Genomic DNA, 21,473 nt, shown 5'->3' on the forward strand with positions numbered 1-21,473 from the left:
GTGCCGCTATTCTGGCACAAGGAAAGCAGGAATAAAGAGGGGTACCCTCATTTTTATTATCAATTGATGTTTTTTCGGACTATTTATGTATGTTTGAGCTGAAAAAAGTAGTGTCAGCCTTGCTTATGCCACTTCCGGCATTGCTGCTGATAGGCTTGTTGGGTCTTGCTCTCATTAGTTTTACCACAAAACGTAAAACTGGCTGCTTCGTTGTTCTATTCTCTTTTGTTGGCATTTTTCTTGTTGCCTTCCAACCTGTTTCAACCAAGCTTCTTATGCCATTAGAGCGAGAGCATAAAGCCTTTTTGCCAGTTTCTGGCACCATCGACTACGTGATGGTTTTAGGGAATGGTCATGTTATCGATGACGAAATTCCACCCACCTCGCAGTTAAGCCGTGCAGCATTAATGCGCTTAACTGAAGGCATTCGTATTTTAAGAATGTATCCAGGTGCTAAATTAATTTTGTCTGGCTATGCTGGCGGTTCTGAAATTAGCCATGCGAGAATGATGGCGAACGTTGCCCTTGCGTTGGGAGTCGCGAAATCCGATATCATTTTATTAGAAGATGCGAAAGATACGTGGGAAGAGGCGCGTCAAGCGGCTGCATTCGTTCAACAAAAGGAGATTGTGTTAGTCACTTCTGCGAGCCACATGAGCCGTGCATTGTATGAGTTCAACGCAGCAGGCATTAAACCAATCCCAGCCCCGACCAACTTCTTAGCTATTAGCGAAATCAGTCAACCTTGGGATAAATACTCACCTAAAGCGCGTTACTTAGAACAAACGGAGCTTTATTGGCATGAGTACTTGGGCAGCATTTGGCAAAGATTGCGTGATACTGTCGGCCAAACACCAATGGTTGAAGCAAAGTAGTACTATCTTGAAACCACAAAAAAGGAGAGCCGAAGCTCTCCTTTTTCTTTTTAAGACTTAGGTTTGTTCAGTTTAATCACCAGCAAACATATAGCCTTCGCCGTGCACCGTCACAAAAATTTGCGGGTTCTTTGGATCAAACTCCATTTTTGCGCGCATACGTCGAATAAGAACATCAATAGTACGATCATTGGGAGCATCAACTCGGTGGCTGATCATATTCAAAATACGCTCGCGACTTAACACCTGGTTAGGGTAAGACGATAACGCCACCAAAAGTTCGTATTCTGCTTTGGTCAATTTTACGGGTTCGCCGTTACGGCTCAGCGCACGACGTTGAATGTCGAATGTCCACTCTCCAAAACGTACAATATGTTCTTCACTGGTTTCGTTCGCTTTCGCGCTACCGCTACGCGCTGCTGAAATACGCCACAGCAAGTTTTTAACGCGAACCAACAATTCCCTCAGTTCAAAAGGTTTTGTCACATAATCGTCAGCGCCCATTTCTAGGCCTACGATTTTATCAATGCTATCCGTGCGTCCTGTTACTAATATGATACCAATATCCGATTGGCTACGTAATTCACGAGTAAGCATCAGGCCGTCTTCACCCGGCAGGTTGATATCCAGCATGATCAGGTCTACATCGCCCGCTTGCAGGACCTCACGCATTTCTGCGCCACTCTCTGCTTCGCTGACTTGGTAACCCTCATTTTGGAAATATCCCGCAAGCTTACTACGAGTTACAACATCATCTTCTACGACTAATACGTGATAGCTCATTTACACCACTTTTCTGTCTTCTTATTATCCAAGACGTATTCTATTCATAACTAGTAACATTTCTAGTCATAGATACATTAAAAAGCAAGATTTAGCGTTTTTATTGATTCAAAACAAGCTTACCCATCGCTATTAATAAACGTTAATTTTTGACCATAAAACATAATAATTATAGTTACTGCTATTCATTTTAATTGATTACACTTAGGGGATATCCCTAATTGACTTTGTGATGCACAACTTGAAGCATCATTCAGGAGCCCAAAATGCAAGAAGTGAAAGCTTTTAATGAAAAACGCGCTGAAATTTACTGGTGGTTTTCGAGCTTGTTCGCAAAAGAGCTAACAGAGAAAGAGCTGGAAGCCTACCACAGTGTTGAAATTCGTAGTTTTCTAGCAGGTTTAGGTGAAAATGAGTCGCTGAAACCAGCCGTTGATAGCCTCGTTGATGCGCTAAACCGATTGCAAGATCGTGAAGACGCTCAATTGGAGCTTGCTGCTGACTTTTGTGAACTGTTTTTGAAGACAGAAAAATACGGCGCTCTTCCTTACGCATCGATGTACATCGGTGAATCAGGTTTGCTGAATGACAAGCCAGCCGAGGAAATGGAAAAGTTGATGGCAGAATTTGGCGTTCAAGTAGATGAAAATCTAAAGGAGCCTGCGGACCACTTAGCCGTTGAACTCGACTTTCTCGGCAACATGATTATCCGCTCAAACGAACTTGAGCAAGAAAAACACATGGAAGAAGCCTTCGTTAAACAAAAAGACTTTATCCAGCAACAGTTGATGTCTTGGCTACCTCAGTTTGCAGACAAATGTAAACAATTCGACGAATTTGGGTTCTACTCGAGCGTCGCGAAACTATTAGTTGCATTTTGTAAACTAGACAGCGCTTACCTTCTTGGGGAATAATTGCCGCCTATTTTTTTAAGGAGCCCGCCTATCGGGCTTCCTGTATACCTGAAATAACTGAATGTAAGTAAGTTGGGTATATTATTCGTTTGCCTTAACTTAGCTCAAAGACGCTTGGTTATTTAGCAGTCAAAATGTGACTTCAAATACACAAATCTCTTGCTGAAAACATTGCTAGTCAGTCCACATAGGGCTAAAATGTGAGCGCAAACGATTAAATATGATTTATATGTAAACCGCTGAAATATAGCGGTTTTTGTGTTTTTTAACAGGTTGATGGCAATTTATCATCAGATAGAAAAAAGATAAAATTCATCGACCGATGCTGCTACGTACCCTTTTGTCGTACTTGGACCAACCGCTGCCGAAACACTTAGCGCCAACCTTAGATTGCTGGGTGTAAACCATTAGAGCATCAGGTACATCCACACGACATATTTCAGTAGCTCGATACAGGACACCATTTATGGCCACTATAAAAGACGTTGCTCGCTTAGCCGGCGTTTCCACTACGACAGTTTCGCACGTTATCAATAAAACGCGTTTCGTTGCAGAAGCAACGCAAGAAAAAGTAATGAAAGCCGTGGACGAGTTGAATTACGCGCCAAGTGCTGTTGCACGCAGCCTAAAGTGCAACTCAACTCGTACGATTGGCATGTTAGTAACGCAGTCAACCAACCTATTCTTCTCAGAAGTGATTGACGGGGTTGAGAGCTACTGTTACCGCCAAGGCTACACTCTGATTCTGTGTAATACGGGTGGGATTTACGAAAAACAACGCGATTACATCCGTATGCTGGCTGAAAAACGTGTTGATGGCATCCTAGTGATGTGTTCTGACTTAACCGAAGAGCTTAAAGAGATGCTTGACCGTCATGCCGACATTCCTAAAGTGGTCATGGATTGGGGGCCAGAAAGCTCACAAGCGGACAAGATCATGGATAACTCAGAAGAAGGTGGCTACATCGCAACCAAACATCTGATCGACAATGGTCATACTGATATTGCTTGTCTAAGCGGTCATTTTGAAAAACTTGCTTGCCAAGAGCGCATTGCAGGTTTCCGTCGCGCGATGAGCGAAGCAAACCTAGCGGTAAATGAAGATTGGATCCTTGAAGGTAACTTTGAATGTGATACGGCCGTATTAGTCGCAGATAAAATTACAGCAATGGACAAACGTCCGACAGCGGTATTCTGTTTTAACGACACAATGGCTCTGGGCCTAATGAGCCGCCTACAACAAAACGGTATCAAAGTTCCTGATGATATTTCAGTGATCGGCTACGACAACATCGAGCTTGCGGAATACTTCTCTCCACCGTTAACAACTATCCACCAACCTAAACGTCGTGTGGGTAAAAATGCGTTCGAGATCCTACTTGAGCGAATCAAAGATAAAGAACACGAAAAGCGAATTTTCGAAATGCAACCTGAGCTTGTAATTCGAAACACCGTGAAGAAAATGAACTAAAATTCGCCAAATATAACGATGTCAAATAAGCGCTCTAAAAGGGCGCTTATTTTTTATCTCTAAATAACTTTTTCCTGACTTAGGTTTGTTAGACAAAAAATCTCGAATCTCTAAGTCTCTGTTTTATATGTAGGTAAATCACACTCCCTCACAACCTCGAGATCATCCCGCCTTATTCTCAAATATGCACAAATATGCGCTTATCGACACTTTTTATTGAACCAGAATCACACTTTTACGGGTAAAACGTGATGTTAATTCAATATACGAAGTATGCTCATTCTGTCACGCACAGGGCAAACCATTCGAAAGGGTGGGACGCAAAGCCTCCGGCCTGAACCATAGTACTATATGGAAGGTAGCGGGGTTACCGATGGCAAGTGTGCAAGCGATGACTTTACCCTGTAATGACATTGCTTTTGCGCATGTTTGCTACTCTCTCGGACCTGACTTTTGGTGGCGTAATATTAATTACACCGAGATAACAAAACATGGATAAACCGATACTCAAAGACTCTATGAAGCTATTTGAGGCACTTGGTAATATCAAGTCGCGCTCAATGTTTGGTGGCTTCGGACTATTCGCTGATGAAACAATGTTTGCACTAGTTGTAAATAATCAGCTTCATATAAGAGCAGACCAACAAACTTCATCTGACTTCGAGAAACAAGGGCTAAAGCCTTACGTTTATAAGAAACGTGGCTTCCCAGTCGTTACTAAGTACTACGCAATTTCCAACGATTTATGGGAGTCTAGCGAACGCTTAATCGAAGTAGCTAACCAATCGTTGAAAAAGGCAAAGCTTGAAAAAGAACAGCAAGCAACTACAAAGCCTAATCGCTTAAAAGATTTGCCTAACTTACGACTGGCGACTGAACGCATGCTGAAAAAAGCAGGCATTGAGTCAGTAGAAAAACTGGAAGAGGAAGGTGCACTTAACGCTTATAAAGCGATAAGAGATACGCACTCTGCAACCGTCAACATTGAGCTGTTATGGGCACTAGAAGGGGCTATTAACGGTACTCATTGGAGCGTTGTACCTCAAGCTCGCCGAGATGAGTTGATGAACGGCCTCCAATAAAAGTCGGCCTTAAAAACTATCTTGTAAAACCGCAGTCTAATCTGCGGTTTTTTTGTGAAATTTTTTCGACTTTCCTTCTGTCTTATTATATATATCCCAAATTGGAATCATAAATATGAATAAGAAACTGATATTAGGCCTAATCCTGGTCGCGATCATTATCTTTTTAGGCGTTAACTTTAGTCAGTATTTAACGTTGGAAAATGCAAAAGCACAACAAGAAGCGCTGACCACATACATCGATCAGAACTTTGTTTTTTCGGCAGCTATTTACTTTTTTGCCTACATTGCAATTACCGCTTTTTCTATTCCTGGGGCAGCTGTGGTTACATTACTTGGTGCGGCTCTATTTGGTTTTTGGACGAGCTTATTACTGGTTTCTTTCGCCAGTACTATGGGTGCAACACTAGCATTTTTAAGCAGCCGATATTTGCTGCGTGACTGGGTACAAAACAAGTTTGGCAATAAGTTAATCGCAATTAACCAAGGTGTCGAAAAAGACGGTGCATTTTATCTATTTTCCTTGCGTCTCATTCCGGTATTCCCTTTCTTTCTTATCAACTTGTTGATGGGCTTAACGCCAATGTCTGTAGGTCGATTTTACCTTACTAGCCAAGTAGGTATGTTGCCAGGCACTGCAGTTTACTTAAACGCCGGTACTCAGTTAGCAACAATTGAAAGCCTGTCAGGCATTATTTCACCTGCGGTATTGGCCTCTTTTGCGTTACTGGGGCTGTTTCCAATCATCACTAAATGGGTTATGAATAAAGTAAGGCCAACACCGAGTCAGCAAAACTCATAATTAGTAAGTGGACGTGTTTAATGAAAATATTCATTGCTAAAAACCCAGCAGAAGCGCATATCATGTGCGAATTATTGAAAACCGAGCAAGTCTACTGTGAAGTCCGCGGAGAAGGTATTTTCGGTTTAAAAGGAGAGCTGCCGTTTAGTGATGATACCGATCCTTATGTCTGGCTTTTTGACGCCAAACAACAAGTAAAAGCAGAAGGAATAGTACAAGCCTACCGCAAACAATCCGATGGAAATGAGTATCAAGATTGGCAGTGCCCGAAGTGCCATGAGGTAAACGAGGGGCAGTTTGGTGCTTGTTGGCAATGTGGACATCAAATAGGGGAGCCTTAATAACTCCCCTACTCCTACTCAATCGATTTATTCAGCGCTAAGCAGAAACCGTTTGCTGCTTAATAAATTCGATGGAATGTTGATTGAAATCTTCAGGGCGCTCAACATTACAAACATGACCACAGTTGGGGATCTCTCGTAAAACACTAAGCTTATGCGCCGCAACCATTTCTTTAACAGGCTTAATAAACATGTAATCTCTGTCGCCCATTAAATAGAGTGTGGGAATGGGTAACTCTCGATCTTTAAAATACTTCATTAAAGGATTTACATCAGCAGCAAGAATAAACCAACGTTTAAATTCTTTTTGGCAAAGCTTCTTGGCCTCACGAATAAAAAGATGGCGAGACTCTCGCTGGCTTCTCTGTGGCATAACAATGTACGCAAAAAGTTTGTAGAGCCACATGTACGGCAGAATGTGCTTACAAAAATTACCTAATTTAACCAATATTTGAGAACGAGTATTGAGCCTTGTGACAGCGCCACCGAGCACCATTGAACGCACGCGCTCTGCTGATAATTCAGCAAGGTTTCGAACAATAATGGTACCAAGCGACATACCGACAAAATGAGCGGATTGGATCTTTAAATGGTCCAATACTTTCAAAATATCTTGGGTAACTTCCGTAAAAGTATAACGGCTGGCAATGAGCTCTTTAAGTAACTGATTTGACTTTCCATGACCTCTTAAATCGATCAGCAATAAGTTAAAGTGTTGCTTGTAAGCTTTGATTTGCTTGAACCAGATAGAAGAGCTACCGCCAGCACCATGCACAAATACAACCCACTCATGACTAGTAGGGTGCAAATAGGTTTTATGAAAAAGTAGCGGCTGGGTCATATTCAAGTATCAAAAAGGTCGTGCTATTGAGTAAAAAGCCATCCTACCACACTCCCCTTACTCAAGATAATAAAGGCACCTCATTCGGTGCCTTTCGTTACAATTTTAAGTCAATTTAACGCCGAATTGTAAAGTTGCAAATAAGCTTCTGCGGCCTTTTGCCAACAAAAATCTTGTTGCATCGCATGCAACTGTACTTTATTCACTTCAGGTTCGTTTTGAGCATAGAGCAACAGTGCCCTTAGCATCGTTAACAACAATGCCTGCGGTGTCGGTTCGAAAAAAACAAACCCCGTCGCTTCAGAAGGGTTCACATCATAATCGTTGACGCTGTCTTTTAGACCACCGACACCACGTACTATCGGCAATGTACCGTAAGCCATACTATAGATTTGATTCAAACCACACGGCTCAAACTCAGAAGGCATCAGAAAGAAATCAGAACCCGCTTCAACGATATGCGCAAGTTCATTATCATAAGCTTCTACGAAGACAAATTTACTAGAAAACTGTGCAGCAACCTCTTCTAGCTGAGCGGCTAGTACAGGGTCTCCGGTCCCAACGACAACTAGTTGAACATCGTGCTTCAAAAAATCGGCCAAAGCAGGCAACAAGTAATGCACACCTTTTTGCTGGGTCAACCGACAAACCATACCGAACATGGCTACATCTTTTTCAGGCAAATTTAGCCGCAGTTGTAATGCTTGTTTACACGCTTTCTTGCCTTGCGTCATACTTTGTTGATCAGCGCAGTAATTAACTGGCAAGTAAGTATCCGTTTCCGGGTTCCAAGCACTGTAATCACAACCGTTCAAAATACCAACTAAGTCCTGCGCGCGTTGCTGAAACTCCCAAGCCATTCCATGACTGCCAAGCTCTGTTTTGAGTTCCTCTGCGTACGTAGGGCTGACCGCGTTTATCTTATCTGCATTCATTACACCAGCTTTGAGCATCGTAATATGCGTTGTACTCACCGCAGCATCGGGAACGTTTCGACAATGAAACTCTGGCAAGCACTGCACGTCTTCATAACTAAATACGCCTTTAAAGACCGCATTGTGAATTGAAATGACGCTTTTAGTATGAGCAAAAAACGGATCATTGCTATACCTGTGCTTGAGCAAAAATGGAACAAGACCAGTGTGCCAATCGTTCGCGTGTATGATATCCGGCTGAAAAGCAAGCTTCGGCAACATGTCTAAACATGCTGCACTAAAAAACGCAAAGCGCTCACCGTTATCGGTATACGCTTGGTTGTTCTCCGCATACATCGATGGTCGATTGAAATACGGCTGACAATCAATCAGATAAACAGGATTTTGACCTAGCATGAGCCGCAGAACTCGATACTCCGTATGCGGCCATGATGTTAGTTCTGTTTCTAATACAACTTCTGCGTCAGCGAGTTTATCAATACTGCTGTACGCAGGGATGGTAATTCTTACGTCTTGCTGTAGGTTTTGAAGGGCTTCCGGTAGTGCCTTGGCAACGTCTGCCAAGCCACCACTTTTAATGAGACCTTCGACCTCAGAAGCTACAAACAGAATAGATAAGTTGTTAGTAGCCAACTCGAGCTCCTTTCGGAATAACAACAATGCCCTCCTCAGACACGTGGAAGTGTTTTTTATCTTCTTGAAGATTCACACCAATCTGAGTACCAGGGGCAATATCGGCATCCTTATCGACAATCACACGACGTAAAACACAGCCTTCGCCAATTTTCACGTCACCAAGAAGGATACATTCGCTGATATCGCAAGCAGATGCAATATTACTGCGGAACCCAAGCACCGACTTTTCTATTCTTGAGCCTCTGACGTAACTGCCATTACATACCAAACTGTCGATGATCTGAACACGGCCATTATCAGAGTCTGTAAATGTCGCTGGCGGCAATGGAGGATAATAAGTATGCAGCGGCCATTTACGGTTATATAGTGAAAACGGTGCGTCTTTTTCTAGCAGATCCATGTGCGCTTCCCAGTACGCATCAATGGTTCCCACGTCACGCCAGTACACCTCTTCTCTTTCACCGCTGATTTTGTTAGTACTGAAGTCATACACGAACACGTCACCTCGAGGGAACATCTTAGGAATAATGTCCTTCCCAAAATCATGTGATGAAGCTTCATTATCCGCATCTTCAACCAACTCAGAGAATAACACCTGAGCCTCAAAAACGTAGTTACCCATTGAAACTAAAGCGTAATCAGGATCGCCAGGAATTGACTTCGGGTTTGCTGGTTTCTCTTCAAAGCCTATCATACGACCTTCACTGTCCACTTCGATAACCCCAAATTGCGACGCCTCTTTTAGTGGCATACGCAATGCAGATACCGTCAGAGAAGCCTGCTTTTCTGAATGGCAGTTCAGCATTTGTTTGATATCCATCTTATAGATATGGTCAGAGCCAAAAATACAAACTTGCTCTGGTTCCTCTAATTCCATAAAACGGAGGTTTTGATAGATCGCGTCTGCCGTTCCTTCGTACCAACGCTTACCAGTGCGCATTTGAGCAGGAATAGGATCGATAAAGCGGTCAGTGATGCCATTAATGTTCCAGCCCTTTTTTAAATGATGGAACAAAGATTGAGATTTAAATTGGGTGAGGACGTAAATGCGCATTAAATCCGCATTTACAAAATTGTTTAGAGCAAAATCGATCAATCGATAGCTACCACCAAACGGTACCGAAGGTTTACTACGAGATTCTGTTAAAGGTCTCAAACGAGAGCCTTCACCGCCAGCAAGAATCATTCCCAAAACACCAGCCATTTGTTGTTCTCCATATCGTTATAGCTTGGATTTGGTACTCGCTTGAATGAGTCATACTCGGGGAGTCAAGCGAATACATTTAGTAACCGTATCAGGAGTTTCTTTGAACTCTTACAACACGATAAAAAAGCTACGGCACTTCCAGTATGCAACGTCCACTCTTCTCTTATTTTTCGACGCAAAATGCACACAGTTGCACTAATTTTTGTAATAAATTATCTAAGCAGGTTCTAAATTACAATTTTTAATACGCCATTCTGTGTTCCATACAGTTCTTGCTTACTCAAGACGATATCTAGATCACACATGCAAAAGCAAACGATTACATTATGAAAACAATTTACGAACGGATTCACTACACTACCGACTTTTTGAGCTTAATATATAACAAATATATGAACGCAAAATGAAAGTTACGACGAATGTTTTTTACATAAAAAATACGTTCGCTACCAATAAATCGTGACTCTGGTGTTTTTAGCGACAATGGTGCTTGTTAAAGTGAGGAAAGGTCGATTAGAGGAAGAATGCGCAGGAGAAAACTGTCGGCCCCTACGCAAAAAAGGCAGCGATATCGCTGCCTTTTTACATTACTTTAATGGTGCATTTTTATGCTTTCGCTTTTTTACGCTTATCTGTGACTTCCCACTTACCTTCAACAAAGAGCGCTGTCCAACCAGATGGTTTGCCGTTCTCTTCCGAACGAACGTAGTTCTCTTTTGTTTTGCGACTAAAGCGTACAACTGCAGGACGACCATCAGGATCTTCTTGCGGTGCGGTCGCTAGGTATTTGAACTTCTCAGGTAAACGCTCTTCAAAACGTGCCAGTTCCGCAACCAAAGGAGCACGTGTCTCGCGCGATTTCGGGAAGTTGCTTGCCGCCATAAATAGACCTGAAGCACCATCACGAAGTACGAAATACGCATCTGAGTTTTCACATGGTAACTCGGGGAAATGAACAGGATCTTCTTTCGGTGGCGCGACTTCGCCATTCTTAAGAATCTTACGAGTGTTCTTACACGTTTCACTCGTACAGTCCATGTATTTACCAAAGCGACCGTTTTTAAGCACCATATCAGAGCCACATTTGTCACATTCAACAACTGGACCATCATAGCCTTTGACTTTGAACTCGCCGTATTCAACAAGGTAGCCCTCACAGTTCGGGTTATTACCACAAACATGCATCTTACGCTTGTCATCAATCAGGTATGCGTCCATCGCCGTTTCACAGATCGGACAACGCTTTTTAGCACGAAGCGCGGCCGTTTCAACGTCTTCTTCTAGAACGTTAATAATACCTTCTTCATCACCCAAGTTGATGGTTGTCTTACAACGCTCTTTTGGTGGTAACGCGTAACCAGAACAGCCTAAGAACACACCTGTCGAAGCAGTACGGATACCCATTGGACGGCTACACGTCGGACACTCGATATCCGTCATGACGATGTGGTTTAACTTCATACCGCCTTCTGACTCATCCAGCTCCGCTTTTTCAAGATCGCCAGTAAAATCAGCAAAGAAGTTGTCTAACACAGCTTTCCAGTTCACTTCACCTTCAGCGATTTGGTCCAATTTCTGTTCCATACGCGCAGTAAAGTCGTAGTTCATCAAATCGTTAAAGCTGTCATCAAGGCGGTCAGTAACAATTTCACCCATTTTTTCAGCGTAGAAACGGCGCTGATCAACTTTCACGTAACCACGATCTTGAATCGTAGAAATGATCGATGCGTAAGTCGACGGACGACCAATGCCTCGTTTCTCCAGCTCTTTAACCAGTGCTGCTTCAGTGTAGCGCGCAGGTGGCTTTGTAAAGTGCTGTTTAGGGTCAAGTGACTCTAAGCTTAGCTTATCGCCAAGTTGTACCGCAGGAAGGATTGTATCCTCGTTTTTGCCCATTGGACGTTGTACACGAGTCCAGCCGTCAAATTTAAGGATACGGCCTTTCGCTTTAAGCGTGTATTCTGCTGCTTTTACACTGATGGTTGTTGAATCGTATTCTGCTGGCGTCATTTGACACGCGACAAACTGATTCCAAATCAAAGCGTAAAGTTTGTGCGCATCAGCATCGACACCTTGCAGGTCTTCCGCTTTAACACCCACATTTGAAGGACGGATCGCTTCGTGCGCTTCCTGTGCCCCTTCTTTACTGCCATACGTCAGTGGTTTCGCTGGTAAGTACTTATCACCAAACTCAGAACCAATAAAGTCACGTACAGCGTCCACAGCCTCGGCACTTAGGTTAGTCGAGTCCGTACGCATATAAGTGATGTAACCGGCCTCATAGAGGCGCTGAGCTAGCATCATGGTCTTTTTCACGCCGTAGCCCAGACGTGTACTCGCTGCCTGTTGAAGCGTAGAGGTGATGTAAGGTGCTGAAGGCTTGCTCTTCGTCGGGCGATCTTCACGCTTACATACTTCGTAACTTGCATTCTCAAGCACAGACATCGCTGCTTTGGTTTCTGCCTCATTAACTGGCTTAAACGCAGAACCATCTTTCTGAGCAACAAGTAGTTTAAAGTCCGCTTTGTCTTTCGTTTTCGTATTCGCATGAATATCCCAGAATTCTTCTGGTACAAACGCGTTAATCTCACGCTCACGCTCAACTAATAGTTTCACCGCAACAGACTGCACGCGACCAGCAGATAAACCACGAGCCACTTTCTTCCAAAGTAAAGGTGAAACCATAAAACCAACGACACGGTCCATGAAGCGACGCGCTTGTTGGGCATTAACACCATCCATGTTCAGCTCTCCAGGTGTTTGGAAAGCTTGTTGGATCGCGTTTTTCGTAATTTCGTTAAAAACTACACGTTTGTATCGCTCTTCATCGCCACCGATGATCTCACGAAGGTGCCATGCGATTGCTTCCCCTTCGCGGTCCAAGTCGGTTGCGAGATAAACGCAATCTGCGTCTTTGGCGAGTTTTTGTAGTTCGTTGACAACTTTTTCTTTGCCTGGAAGGATTTGGTAATTCGCTTCCCAGTCATGATATGGGTTAATCCCCATTTTTTTGATCAACGCTTTGCGGTCTTTCTCTTTTTTAACGCGCGCTTTCTCTTCCGGACTCATCCCTTTTGTTGAGATGGCTGCGGCTTTTTTCTCACCAGTGCTTTGACCGGCCGTAGGCAGATCACGCACATGACCAACACTAGACTTAACAATAAAGTCTTTACCAAGGTACTTATTTATCGTCTTTGCCTTGGCTGGTGACTCCACTATAACGAGTGATTTACCCATAACTGACTCTAACGTCCTTCATAATAATGCGGGTAGAAACCTTGTTTAAAGGCCACCCGCATAATGTTCTATTTCATTGCTTCTTTTTTTACTATTGTGCGAGATGAAAAGAAGATCAACTGCTTTTTTGAAATTCAGATCCGATTGGTTGACAATTCATCGTCTTTATACTTCAAAGAGACAGGGTTCTGAAAGGTATTGAGCGGCATATCTAAACAGGCAAACTTAGCATCCGCTAATCCAATGCAATAAATTTTGTTACCCATCACAAAATAGTTTCGTTCAGTGGCTCTTCCATATCCTCCAACTAATCATACTTACACTCTAAAAATTGATCTGTTTAGGCTAAGTGAACGATTGACTGAATTAATCATGCAAACCCATTTTAGTTGTAGGTATACTCAGCGTTCTCAACTGAAATGAATGGTAGAAAAAGTATGTCTGATAGAACGTTTATCGAAGAGTTCGACCTTCTTTTGATCGCTAACCAAATCATCCAAGAACACGATGATTACATCGAAGGGATGCGAGCAACAAGCGTAGAAGAAAAAGAAGGTGTTTTAGTTTTTAAAGGTGAATACTTCCTTGATGACAAAGGTTTACCAACTTCAAATACGACTGCAGTATTCAATATGTTCAAATACTTAGCGCATCACCTTTCCAAGGAATTTACGCTGGTTAAATAGTAGCGGAAAACAAAAAAGCCAGAGTGTTATTCACTCTGGCTTTCCTGTTTCAGGTCAGAATATTTAGCAGCTTAAAGCCTTAAGTTTGTCGAAGTAGTCAGGGAACGTTTTCGACGTACACTTTGGATCGTTAATCGTCACAGGCGTATCACTAAGTGCCACCAGCGAAAAACACATCGCCATTCGATGATCATCGTAAGTATCAATCGCAGCATGCTTTAACTGAGAGACAGGTTTGACAATGATGTAGTCTTCCCCTTCTTCCACTTCCGCACCCACTTTACGTAATTCCGTCGCCATAGCTGACAAACGGTCTGTTTCTTTTACACGCCAGTTATAAACGTTACGAATAGCAGTAGTGCCTTCGGCAAATAGCGCTGTTGTCGCGATGGTCATTGCAGCATCAGGGATATGGTTGTAATCCATATCGATGCCTTTCAATTGACCAACACGTGAAATTACGTAGTCATCACCCCATTCAATTTCTGCACCCATTTTTTCAAGCGCATCAGCAAATTGAATATCACCTTGAATGCTGTTTTTACCGATACCCGTGACTTTAACTTCTCCGCCTTTGATGGCTGCCGCCGCCAAGAAGTAAGAAGCAGAAGACGCGTCACCTTCAACCAAGAAATCACCTGGAGCGATGTATTGCTGACCGGCAGGAATCACAAACTCTTGATAGTCGTTGTTGATCACATCGACCCCAAACTGCTTCATGATATGCAGGGTGATATCGATATAAGGCTTAGAAACCAACTCGCCTTCGATGTTGATGCGAATTTCACCTTCAGCCAATGGCGCAGACATTAAGAAAGCGGTCAAGAACTGACTTGAAATGGATCCATCGATAGAAACTGTACCTGCTTTTAGGCCAGTACCGACTATTTTGAGAGGCGGAAAGTTCTCGTTTTCCATGTACTCAACGTTCGCACCAGCATCTTTCAGTGCCGTGACAAGGTGACCAATTGGACGCTCTTTCATACGAGGTTCGCCCGTCAGTACATACTCCCCTTCTCCAAGACAAAGAGCCGCAGCTAATGGTCGCATCGCAGTGCCAGCATTACCGAGAAATAACTCTACCGGTTCTGAGACAGAAAACGGACGCCCAAGGCCTTCAACGAGACATTCTGTTTTATCTTCGGAAAGTTGGTATTGAACGCCGAGTTTAGTCAGCGCATTCAGCATATGACGGATATCATCACTGTCGAGGAGGTTAGTAAGGCGAGTTCTGCCTTTAGCAAGAGCAGCAAGTAAAAGAGCTCGATTAGAAACGCTTTTAGAGCCAGGAAGATTCACTTCCCCTTGAATTTTATTGATAGGTTGTAACGTTAGGCTTTCCATTAAAAGTTGATAATCCTTTGTGCCCTCAACATACGATTTTTTATGAGAGCTAAACAATTCTTCGTGAATTCAGACTACCCAAAAAAACACGACAAAACCAGAGCAAATCGGCGCTAATTTATGAATATACTCAAGTAGCCTAAAGATGCAGAATTAAAGGCATTGCCAGCGATGTAAATAAGAGCGAAAGAGGCGCGACGAAACAGCAAGCTATTTCGACTTTATTTGACGATAAGCCAGCCCTACTGTGCATGCCTGGTTAGGCTACCTTAGGTTAAAATAACGTAGGATTAATAAGCGATATCAACCCTGACTCCATCATCAAAATATAAGATACGAACTTCATCCCCTCGACTAAATAGCATATTTTTATCAACATCTTGGATAACATTAATCAGCTTGTCGCCCTTCACTTTGATGAGTAGCTCAACTAACTTATATTCAACCGTGTATTGGTAATTACTTTGATTTTGTGCAACCGCTGCACCTGCAAGTGCACCCACTGCCGTCGCAACTTCTCGTCCAGTACCACCACCAAATTGATTGCCGACTAAACCGCCTATTGTGGCACCAAGTAGCGTTTTCCAACCATTATTTTTCGATTGAACGACCTCTTGCTGAGTAATATAACGGACAGAGTCAATCTTCCCATACACCACTTCATTTACCGGCTTGGCAACATTTCTTTCATATGCTGCGTTGGCGGCAAGTGGGAAAAACAGTATGATCCAAAGCCATACTTTCACAATATTTCTTGACCAGGTCATCATAAACTCCTCTGACTCTAATGTTGGTAACGACTTCTTATGGCTATTTATTTAACTGAACTCGATGATACGTTCAACTTTCCCTCACCGTATAAAGCACTCAGCGATCCCAATGGTTTGCTTGCTTTTGGCGGTGACTTAGATCCCATGAGAATCCTCAATGGTTACTATCAAGGCATTTTCCCTTGGTATGGTCCTGGAGAACCTATTCTATGGTGGAGCCCTTCCCCACGCGCTGTTTTTGATCCCTTAGCGTTTAAACCGTCTAAAAGTCTCAAAAAATTTCAGCGTAAACATAACTATAAAGTAACGCTCAATTTCGCGACAGAAGAAGTGATTAGACTATGTTCATCAACACGTCCTGCAGAGGAAACTTGGCTCAACGAGGAAATGCAAGCGTCTTACATTGAGTTAGCTAAACTTGGTCACTGTCACTCTGTAGAAGTATGGCATGACAACGAGCTCATTGGGGGACTATATGGCATCTGCGTTGGTCAACTTTTTTGCGGAGAGTCGATGTTTAGCCTAAAAGATAACGCATCTAAAATTGCATTGTGGTACTTATGCAACCATTTGGCGTCAAAGCAAGGTCAATTAATCGATTGTCAGGTTATGAACTCGCACTTGGCATCACTTGGCGCATTTGAACTAGAGCGTAACGAGTTTATGCAAAAACTACTATCTTTAAGAGAAAAACAAACACTATTTGATACCTATAAGCCCCAAGTTTTGCAGGATTCAGTATGAGTACGGATATACAACATATTCGAATTGGATTAACGAATAATCACCCTTGCAGTTACTTGCCTGAACGGCAAGAGCGTGTGGCGGTGGCACTTGATGCAGGGCTGCATACTGAAGAAAACTATCAACTACTGATGGCTAACGGTTTTCGTCGTAGTGGAGATACCATATATAAACCGCACTGCGAGCATTGCACCGCTTGCCAGCCAATTCGAGTCTCGATTCCAGACGTTAGACTATCAAAAAGTCAGAAGAGGCTGCTCAGTAAAGCACAGCCTTTACGTTGGGAAATGAAACCCGAAATGGATGAGGAATGGTTTGCGCTTTACAGTCGGTACATCTGCAAACGGCATAAAAACGGCACTATGTATCCACCAAAGCGTGATGAATTTTATCGGTTTGCCCAAACCAGCTGGTTGACCACTTCATTTTTGCATATTTACGATGAGTCAAATCAATTACTCGCCATTGCGGTAACGGATGTAATGACTCAATGTTCGAGTGCATTTTATACTTTTTTTGACCCTGACTACCCGTTATCTCTTGGCACTTTGGCAGTGCTCTATCAAATAAAATACTGCCAAGAGAACAAACAACAGTGGCTTTATTTGGGTTATCAGATTGATGAGTGTCCAGCAATGAACTATAAAACACGCTTTCAACGCCACCAAAGGCTAGTAAATCAGCGTTGGCGAGGGTAGAATACGCCTCAACTTTACATAATTACTATTTAGCGGCAGAATATAGACCGCTAATATTGCCTAATTTCTAAAGAGGATTAAATGGCTAAAGAAGACGTAATCGAGATGCAAGGCACGGTCCTTGACACTCTACCAAACACTATGTTCCGTGTTGAACTTGAAAACGGTCACGTTGTGACTGCTCACATCTCTGGCAAGATGCGTAAGAACTACATCCGTATCCTAACGGGTGACAAAGTAACTGTAGAGATGACTCCATACGACCTGTCAAAAGGCCGCATCGTCTTCCGCGCTCGTTAATCTCTGATTTTCGGATGCAATAAAAAACGGAGCAGTTTGCTCCGTTTTTTATTGCATGATTTTTATTTCCGAGTAGGTTTAGACAAACAAAAAGCGCACGATAAAATCGTGCGCTTTTACTTCCCTACGGAGCAATTAATGCATCGCTGCCTCTTTCTCACTCAAATATTCAAATTTAAGTGTGTCATTCACTAGTGTTACTTTCACAGTGCCGCCGTCGACTAGAGAGCCAAACAACAATTCATTAGCCAAAGGTTTCTTAAGTTGCTCTTGGATAACGCGTCCCATTGGGCGAGCACCCATCGCCTTATCATAACCTTTATTCGCTAACCAATGGCGTGCATCTTGCGATACCTCCATTGATACGCCACGAGCATCAAGTTGCACCTGCAGTTCAACAATAAACTTATCAACAACTTGATGGATAACGCTTTCATCAAGGCTGTTAAACCAGATGATGTTATCAAGACGGTTACGGAACTCAGGAGTGAATACCTTCTTAATTTCCGCCATCGCATCGTGACTGTTGTCTTGCTGAATCAAACCAATTGATTTCTTCTCAGTTTCAGCCACACCCGCGTTGGTTGTCATAACGAGGATGACATTACGGAAGTCTGCTTTACGACCGTTGTTGTCCGTTAGCGTACCATTATCCATCACTTGCAATAGCAAATTAAAGATATCTGGATGCGCTTTCTCAATCTCATCGAGTAATACGACTGAATGTGGGTGCTTGATAACAGCGTCTGTTAGCAAGCCACCTTGGTCGTAACCGACATAACCAGGAGGTGCACCAATTAAGCGACTCACGGAGTGACGCTCACCATATTCCGACATATCAAAACGAAGTAGCTCGATCCCTAGAAGCTTAGATAGCTGCACCGTCACCTCTGTTTTACCCACCCCAGTAGGGCCAGCAAACAAGAATGAACCAACTGGTTTGTTATCCACGCCCAAACCTGCACGTGTCAGCTTGATCGCTTCGGATAATGCATCAATCGCATTATCTTGACCAAATACCAACATCTTCATCTTGCTATCTAGGTTCTTCAAGATGTCTTTATCTGAAGAAGAAACCGACTTCTCTGGGATTCGTGCCATCTTGGCAACCATCGCTTCGATATCGGCAACACCAACCGTTTTCTTACGGCGGCTTGCAGGAGCAAGACGACTGCGAGCGCCAGCTTCATCAATGACATCAATGGCTTTATCTGGTAAATGACGTTCATTGATGTATTTCGCCGAAAGTTCTACCGCGGCACGCAGCGCTTTATTGGTGTAACGTACTTCATGGTGTGCTTCGTACTTCGGCTTCAAGCCCATCAAGATTTTAGTTGTGTCATCCAGAGAAGGCTCTACAACGTCAATCTTTTGGAAGCGACGGGACAACGCACGCTCTTTCTCGAAAATGTTGCTGTATTCTTGGTATGTAGTCGAGCCGATACAACGCAACTTACCGCTACTTAGTAGAGGTTTGATAAGGTTTGCGGCATCAACTTGACCACCAGAAGCCGCACCCGCACCGATGATTGTGTGTATCTCATCGATGAACAAAATTGCATCTTCTTCTTTTTCAAGCTGTTTCAAAATCGCCTTGAAGCGTTTTTCAAAATCACCACGGTACTTAGTACCAGCCAATAGAGAACCAATATCCAATGAGTAAATCACGCTGTTTTGAATAACTTCCGGGACCTGCCCTTCTACAATTCGCCAAGCAAGACCTTCTGCGATGGCTGTTTTACCTACCCCGGCTTCACCCACTAGTAATGGGTTATTCTTGCGGCGGCGGCAAAGTACTTGAATAGTGCGCTCTAGCTCTTTATCGCGACCAATCAGTGGATCGATATTGCCATCTTTAGCGACCTGATTAAGGTTAGTCGCAAAGCTTTCCAAACGTTCTTCAGAATTCGGCTCTTCGACACTCTCTGAACTGAACGAATCTGATGATGGGTCTTCGCTTGCACCTGACGCTTTAGTAATACCATGGGAGATAAAGTTAACAATATCTAATCGGGAGATGTCGTTTTTCTTCAGTAGGTAGGCGGCATGCGACTCTTGCTCACTGAAGATCGCCACAAGCACGTTTGCACCTGTTACTTCGTTGCGGCCAGACGACTGTACATGAAAGACGGCGCGTTGTAGCACACGTTGAAAACTCAAAGTCGGCTGGGTTTCACGCGTCTCATCACTGTCTGGGATAAGAGGCGTAGTTTGATCGATGAATATATCGAGTTCGTTACGTAAAGCGTCAAGATCCGCTTTACAAGCTAAAAGGGCTTCCTTAGCTGCATCATTTTCCAATAATGCAAGTAGGAGGTGTTCGACAGTCATAAACTCGTGGCGTTTATCTCGCGCCCGAGCAAATGCACCGTTAAGGCTTGACTCTAGTTCTTTATTTAGCATAAGTACCTCCCGAAAAAACAACTTGGGTTGTTCGAGCAAGTCTTCTTTGTTTACGCTTGCTCCATAGTGCAAAGTAGCGGATGTTCATTTTCCCTTGCGTACATCGTAACTTGCGCTACTTTTGTTTCGGCAATTTCTGCACTGTATGTGCCACAGATTGCCTTTCCTTCATAGTGAATCTTGAGCATGATCTGAGTCGCTTTATCAATGTCATGTGAAAAGAATCGCTCAAGTACCTCTATGACGAAATCCATAGGTGTATAGTCATCATTATTTAGTACAACATTGTACAGCTTAGGTGGCTGAACTTTCGTACTTTCTCGCTCCAGAAGATCAGAGTCCGGAGTGACCCATTCAAAATTTTTACTCATGGCAATTCAAAGATATCGTATCAAAGGGTTGATGTTTTCGACCTATAAAAACAATCTACCACAAGCGTGCAGCGCGGTGTAGTGAGATATGGCACCGAATTCGATCTTTGATCGATAAAAGTTGCTACCTAATATAGAGACTAATGCAGGTCTTGAGGGGGCGCAAATAAAAGATGCTTGTCGATAAGTTACACATTTTTACTTATAAAATAACTTTCTTTTTACCCCCTCCTAGCTATTGCGAAACATCTCTCAGTATTCTACCGAGATCACACTTCCTAACTGAGAATGGGGTAATTATCACGAAAACTTCATTTTTTATTCAGTTAGAGGATTCATCTATCATAAGCAACACGAACAGTATGGTTTTTCCAGTGAATACTACTTTGCAGGCTAATTGACCAAACTTCCGCGTATATACGAAAAACTGTTTGCAAATTTGTTAATCTCAAGAGTGATTTGTTTTCAATTATGTTTCTGTTTGTTGCTTAATGCTATTGACTGTCGGGATTCATTGACTACAGTGGAAAGTGTTGATGCATAAATCGTCATTTTGAATCCATTTGTTTTTAAGCAGCTTGGTGAATGTGATTTCTCATTGACTAGATGTTTGTTAGCGTTCGCTGACAATAGTAGTACCAGGTTAAAGGTATAACTTGGTTGTTGTAACAACTCAGTAAAAAATGCATGAGGGATGTAAAAGCATGGCTACAGGTACAGTAAAGTGGTTTAACAATGCCAAAGGATTTGGGTTTATTTGTTCAGATGAAGAAGAGGGAGATATCTTTGCCCACTACTCAACTATCCAGATGGACGGTTATCGTACACTGAAAGCAGGCCAACAAGTCTCATACGAGATTGAAAAAGGTCCCAAAGGCTGTCACGCGAGTAGCGTCGTGCCTCTTGAAGGTCAAGCCAAATAATTAGAGCGCTGTCGAAAAATAAAAATATTGCTCTCGAAACGTCATTTTGATGTTCTGAAGAGAAAAATAAACCCGCCAAGATAGCGGGTTTCTTACTATTTGTAGCTTAT

The 21,473-nt window shown here is 43.0% G+C and carries 20 protein-coding genes and 1 riboswitch; of the genes, 11 read left to right on the forward strand and 9 right to left on the reverse strand.

The features are described from left to right. The first annotated feature begins 89 nt into the window (after positions 1-89). The gene (elyC, locus tag LIX84_RS19615) at positions 90-875 is read left to right on the forward strand and encodes an envelope biogenesis factor ElyC (protein WP_006742121.1); all 786 of its coding nucleotides are present in this window, start codon (positions 90-92) and stop codon (positions 873-875) included. Positions 876-947: 72 nt separating this feature from the next. Here the strand turns inward: elyC and torR are convergent, their stop codons facing one another. Further along, positions 948-1,658: a two-component system response regulator TorR gene (gene torR / locus LIX84_RS19620; RefSeq protein WP_005390726.1), complete on the reverse strand. Its 711-nt coding sequence runs from the start codon at positions 1,656-1,658 to the stop codon at positions 948-950. 266 nt (positions 1,659-1,924) lie between these two features. On the opposite strand from torR, the gene torD reads away from it, so the two are divergent. The 5 genes from torD to LIX84_RS19645 all read left to right on the forward strand — a co-directional run bounded on the left by torD (position 1,925) and on the right by LIX84_RS19645 (position 6,268). Then, the gene (gene torD / locus LIX84_RS19625; RefSeq protein WP_226422009.1) at positions 1,925-2,572 is read left to right on the forward strand and encodes a molecular chaperone TorD; all 648 of its coding nucleotides are present in this window, start codon (positions 1,925-1,927) and stop codon (positions 2,570-2,572) included. 466 nt (positions 2,573-3,038) lie between these two features. Continuing rightward, positions 3,039-4,043: an HTH-type transcriptional repressor PurR gene (purR, locus tag LIX84_RS19630; protein WP_053807169.1), complete on the forward strand. Its 1,005-nt coding sequence runs from the start codon at positions 3,039-3,041 to the stop codon at positions 4,041-4,043. 285 nt (positions 4,044-4,328) lie between these two features. After that, positions 4,329-4,418, forward strand: a riboswitch (cyclic di-GMP riboswitch). A gap of 116 nt (positions 4,419-4,534) precedes the next feature. Further along, on the forward strand, positions 4,535-5,125 hold the full coding sequence (locus tag LIX84_RS19635) for a TfoX/Sxy family DNA transformation protein (RefSeq protein ID WP_005390721.1): 591 nt from the start codon (positions 4,535-4,537) through the stop codon (positions 5,123-5,125). Positions 5,126-5,240: 115 nt separating this feature from the next. After that, positions 5,241-5,927 (forward strand): TVP38/TMEM64 family protein, encoded by a 687-nt coding sequence (locus tag LIX84_RS19640; RefSeq protein WP_046874737.1) that lies wholly within the window; start codon positions 5,241-5,243, stop codon positions 5,925-5,927. A 20-nt stretch (positions 5,928-5,947) separates the two neighbouring features. Then, on the forward strand, positions 5,948-6,268 hold the full coding sequence (locus tag LIX84_RS19645; RefSeq protein ID WP_226422010.1) for a DUF2007 domain-containing protein: 321 nt from the start codon (positions 5,948-5,950) through the stop codon (positions 6,266-6,268). Positions 6,269-6,305: 37 nt separating this feature from the next. Here the strand turns inward: LIX84_RS19645 and LIX84_RS19650 are convergent, their stop codons facing one another. The 4 genes from LIX84_RS19650 to topA all read right to left on the reverse strand — a co-directional run bounded on the left by LIX84_RS19650 (position 6,306) and on the right by topA (position 13,124). Then, a complete protein-coding gene (locus tag LIX84_RS19650; RefSeq protein ID WP_006742124.1) occupies positions 6,306-7,109 on the reverse strand; it encodes an alpha/beta fold hydrolase in 804 nt (267 codons plus the stop codon). 110 nt (positions 7,110-7,219) lie between these two features. Continuing rightward, positions 7,220-8,677, reverse strand: coding sequence for a glycogen synthase GlgA (gene glgA / locus LIX84_RS19655; RefSeq protein WP_226422011.1), 1,458 nt, complete (start codon positions 8,675-8,677; stop codon positions 7,220-7,222). Further along, the gene (glgC, locus tag LIX84_RS19660; protein WP_226422012.1) at positions 8,667-9,884 is read right to left on the reverse strand and encodes a glucose-1-phosphate adenylyltransferase; all 1,218 of its coding nucleotides are present in this window, start codon (positions 9,882-9,884) and stop codon (positions 8,667-8,669) included. Before glgC ends, glgA begins: the two co-directional genes overlap by 11 nt. Positions 9,885-10,493: 609 nt before the next feature. Beyond that, the gene (gene topA, locus LIX84_RS19665; RefSeq protein WP_005390711.1) at positions 10,494-13,124 is read right to left on the reverse strand and encodes a type I DNA topoisomerase; all 2,631 of its coding nucleotides are present in this window, start codon (positions 13,122-13,124) and stop codon (positions 10,494-10,496) included. A gap of 437 nt (positions 13,125-13,561) precedes the next feature. On the opposite strand from topA, the gene LIX84_RS19670 reads away from it, so the two are divergent. Beyond that, positions 13,562-13,810 (forward strand): YciN family protein, encoded by a 249-nt coding sequence (locus LIX84_RS19670; protein WP_005387884.1) that lies wholly within the window; start codon positions 13,562-13,564, stop codon positions 13,808-13,810. Positions 13,811-13,873: 63 nt separating this feature from the next. Here LIX84_RS19670 and aroA read toward each other — a convergent pair whose 3' ends face one another. Together aroA and LIX84_RS19680 are read right to left on the reverse strand one after the other, a co-directional pair. Next, a complete protein-coding gene (gene aroA / locus LIX84_RS19675; protein ID WP_046874732.1) occupies positions 13,874-15,154 on the reverse strand; it encodes a 3-phosphoshikimate 1-carboxyvinyltransferase in 1,281 nt (426 codons plus the stop codon). Between the two features lie 290 nt (positions 15,155-15,444). Continuing rightward, positions 15,445-15,921 (reverse strand): glycine zipper 2TM domain-containing protein, encoded by a 477-nt coding sequence (locus LIX84_RS19680; RefSeq protein ID WP_005390705.1) that lies wholly within the window; start codon positions 15,919-15,921, stop codon positions 15,445-15,447. A 39-nt stretch (positions 15,922-15,960) separates the two neighbouring features. On the opposite strand from LIX84_RS19680, the gene aat reads away from it, so the two are divergent. From aat to infA, 3 genes are all read left to right on the forward strand, one after another. Continuing rightward, complete coding sequence (gene aat / locus LIX84_RS19685) at positions 15,961-16,668, forward strand: leucyl/phenylalanyl-tRNA--protein transferase (protein ID WP_048626183.1); 708 nt, start codon at positions 15,961-15,963, stop codon at positions 16,666-16,668. Then, positions 16,665-17,366, forward strand: coding sequence for an arginyltransferase (locus LIX84_RS19690; RefSeq protein ID WP_145474280.1), 702 nt, complete (start codon positions 16,665-16,667; stop codon positions 17,364-17,366). The genes aat and LIX84_RS19690 overlap by 4 nt, the downstream gene beginning before the upstream one ends. Before the next feature lie 81 nt (positions 17,367-17,447). Next, positions 17,448-17,666, forward strand: coding sequence for a translation initiation factor IF-1 (gene infA / locus LIX84_RS19695; protein WP_001040192.1), 219 nt, complete (start codon positions 17,448-17,450; stop codon positions 17,664-17,666). A 135-nt stretch (positions 17,667-17,801) separates the two neighbouring features. Here infA and clpA read toward each other — a convergent pair whose 3' ends face one another. Both clpA and clpS read right to left on the reverse strand, forming a co-directional pair. Beyond that, a complete protein-coding gene (clpA, locus tag LIX84_RS19700) occupies positions 17,802-20,069 on the reverse strand; it encodes an ATP-dependent Clp protease ATP-binding subunit ClpA (protein ID WP_005390700.1) in 2,268 nt (755 codons plus the stop codon). A gap of 50 nt (positions 20,070-20,119) precedes the next feature. Beyond that, the gene (gene clpS / locus LIX84_RS19705) at positions 20,120-20,440 is read right to left on the reverse strand and encodes an ATP-dependent Clp protease adapter ClpS (RefSeq protein ID WP_031780157.1); all 321 of its coding nucleotides are present in this window, start codon (positions 20,438-20,440) and stop codon (positions 20,120-20,122) included. A 704-nt stretch (positions 20,441-21,144) separates the two neighbouring features. Between clpS and cspD the strand changes: the two genes are divergently transcribed. Further along, a complete protein-coding gene (gene cspD, locus LIX84_RS19710; RefSeq protein WP_005378407.1) occupies positions 21,145-21,363 on the forward strand; it encodes a cold shock domain-containing protein CspD in 219 nt (72 codons plus the stop codon). Positions 21,364-21,473: the final 110 nt, after the last annotated feature.

Source organism: Vibrio sp. E14 (assembly GCF_020515785.1).
Lineage (GTDB): Bacteria > Pseudomonadota > Gammaproteobacteria > Enterobacterales > Vibrionaceae > Vibrio > Vibrio diabolicus.

What these genes read in the sequence shown, in the direction of transcription:
- elyC (WP_006742121.1), top strand. Translation starts at nt 90, where the DNA reads ATGTTTGAGCTGAAAAAAGTAGTGTCAGCCTTGCTTATGCCACTTCCG.
- torR (WP_005390726.1), bottom strand. Translation starts at nt 1,658, where the DNA reads ATGAGCTATCACGTATTAGTCGTAGAAGATGATGTTGTAACTCGTAGT.
- torD (WP_226422009.1), top strand. Translation starts at nt 1,925, where the DNA reads ATGCAAGAAGTGAAAGCTTTTAATGAAAAACGCGCTGAAATTTACTGG.
- purR (WP_053807169.1), top strand. Translation starts at nt 3,039, where the DNA reads ATGGCCACTATAAAAGACGTTGCTCGCTTAGCCGGCGTTTCCACTACG.
- LIX84_RS19635 (WP_005390721.1), top strand. Translation starts at nt 4,535, where the DNA reads ATGGATAAACCGATACTCAAAGACTCTATGAAGCTATTTGAGGCACTT.
- LIX84_RS19640 (WP_046874737.1), top strand. Translation starts at nt 5,241, where the DNA reads ATGAATAAGAAACTGATATTAGGCCTAATCCTGGTCGCGATCATTATC.
- LIX84_RS19645 (WP_226422010.1), top strand. Translation starts at nt 5,948, where the DNA reads ATGAAAATATTCATTGCTAAAAACCCAGCAGAAGCGCATATCATGTGC.
- LIX84_RS19650 (WP_006742124.1), bottom strand. Translation starts at nt 7,109, where the DNA reads ATGACCCAGCCGCTACTTTTTCATAAAACCTATTTGCACCCTACTAGT.
- glgC (WP_226422012.1), bottom strand. Translation starts at nt 9,884, where the DNA reads ATGGCTGGTGTTTTGGGAATGATTCTTGCTGGCGGTGAAGGCTCTCGT.
- topA (WP_005390711.1), bottom strand. Translation starts at nt 13,124, where the DNA reads ATGGGTAAATCACTCGTTATAGTGGAGTCACCAGCCAAGGCAAAGACG.
- LIX84_RS19670 (WP_005387884.1), top strand. Translation starts at nt 13,562, where the DNA reads ATGTCTGATAGAACGTTTATCGAAGAGTTCGACCTTCTTTTGATCGCT.
- aroA (WP_046874732.1), bottom strand. Translation starts at nt 15,154, where the DNA reads ATGGAAAGCCTAACGTTACAACCTATCAATAAAATTCAAGGGGAAGTG.
- LIX84_RS19680 (WP_005390705.1), bottom strand. Translation starts at nt 15,921, where the DNA reads ATGACCTGGTCAAGAAATATTGTGAAAGTATGGCTTTGGATCATACTG.
- aat (WP_048626183.1), top strand. Translation starts at nt 15,961, where the DNA reads ATGGCTATTTATTTAACTGAACTCGATGATACGTTCAACTTTCCCTCA.
- LIX84_RS19690 (WP_145474280.1), top strand. Translation starts at nt 16,665, where the DNA reads ATGAGTACGGATATACAACATATTCGAATTGGATTAACGAATAATCAC.
- infA (WP_001040192.1), top strand. Translation starts at nt 17,448, where the DNA reads ATGGCTAAAGAAGACGTAATCGAGATGCAAGGCACGGTCCTTGACACT.
- clpA (WP_005390700.1), bottom strand. Translation starts at nt 20,069, where the DNA reads ATGCTAAATAAAGAACTAGAGTCAAGCCTTAACGGTGCATTTGCTCGG.
- clpS (WP_031780157.1), bottom strand. Translation starts at nt 20,440, where the DNA reads ATGAGTAAAAATTTTGAATGGGTCACTCCGGACTCTGATCTTCTGGAG.
- cspD (WP_005378407.1), top strand. Translation starts at nt 21,145, where the DNA reads ATGGCTACAGGTACAGTAAAGTGGTTTAACAATGCCAAAGGATTTGGG.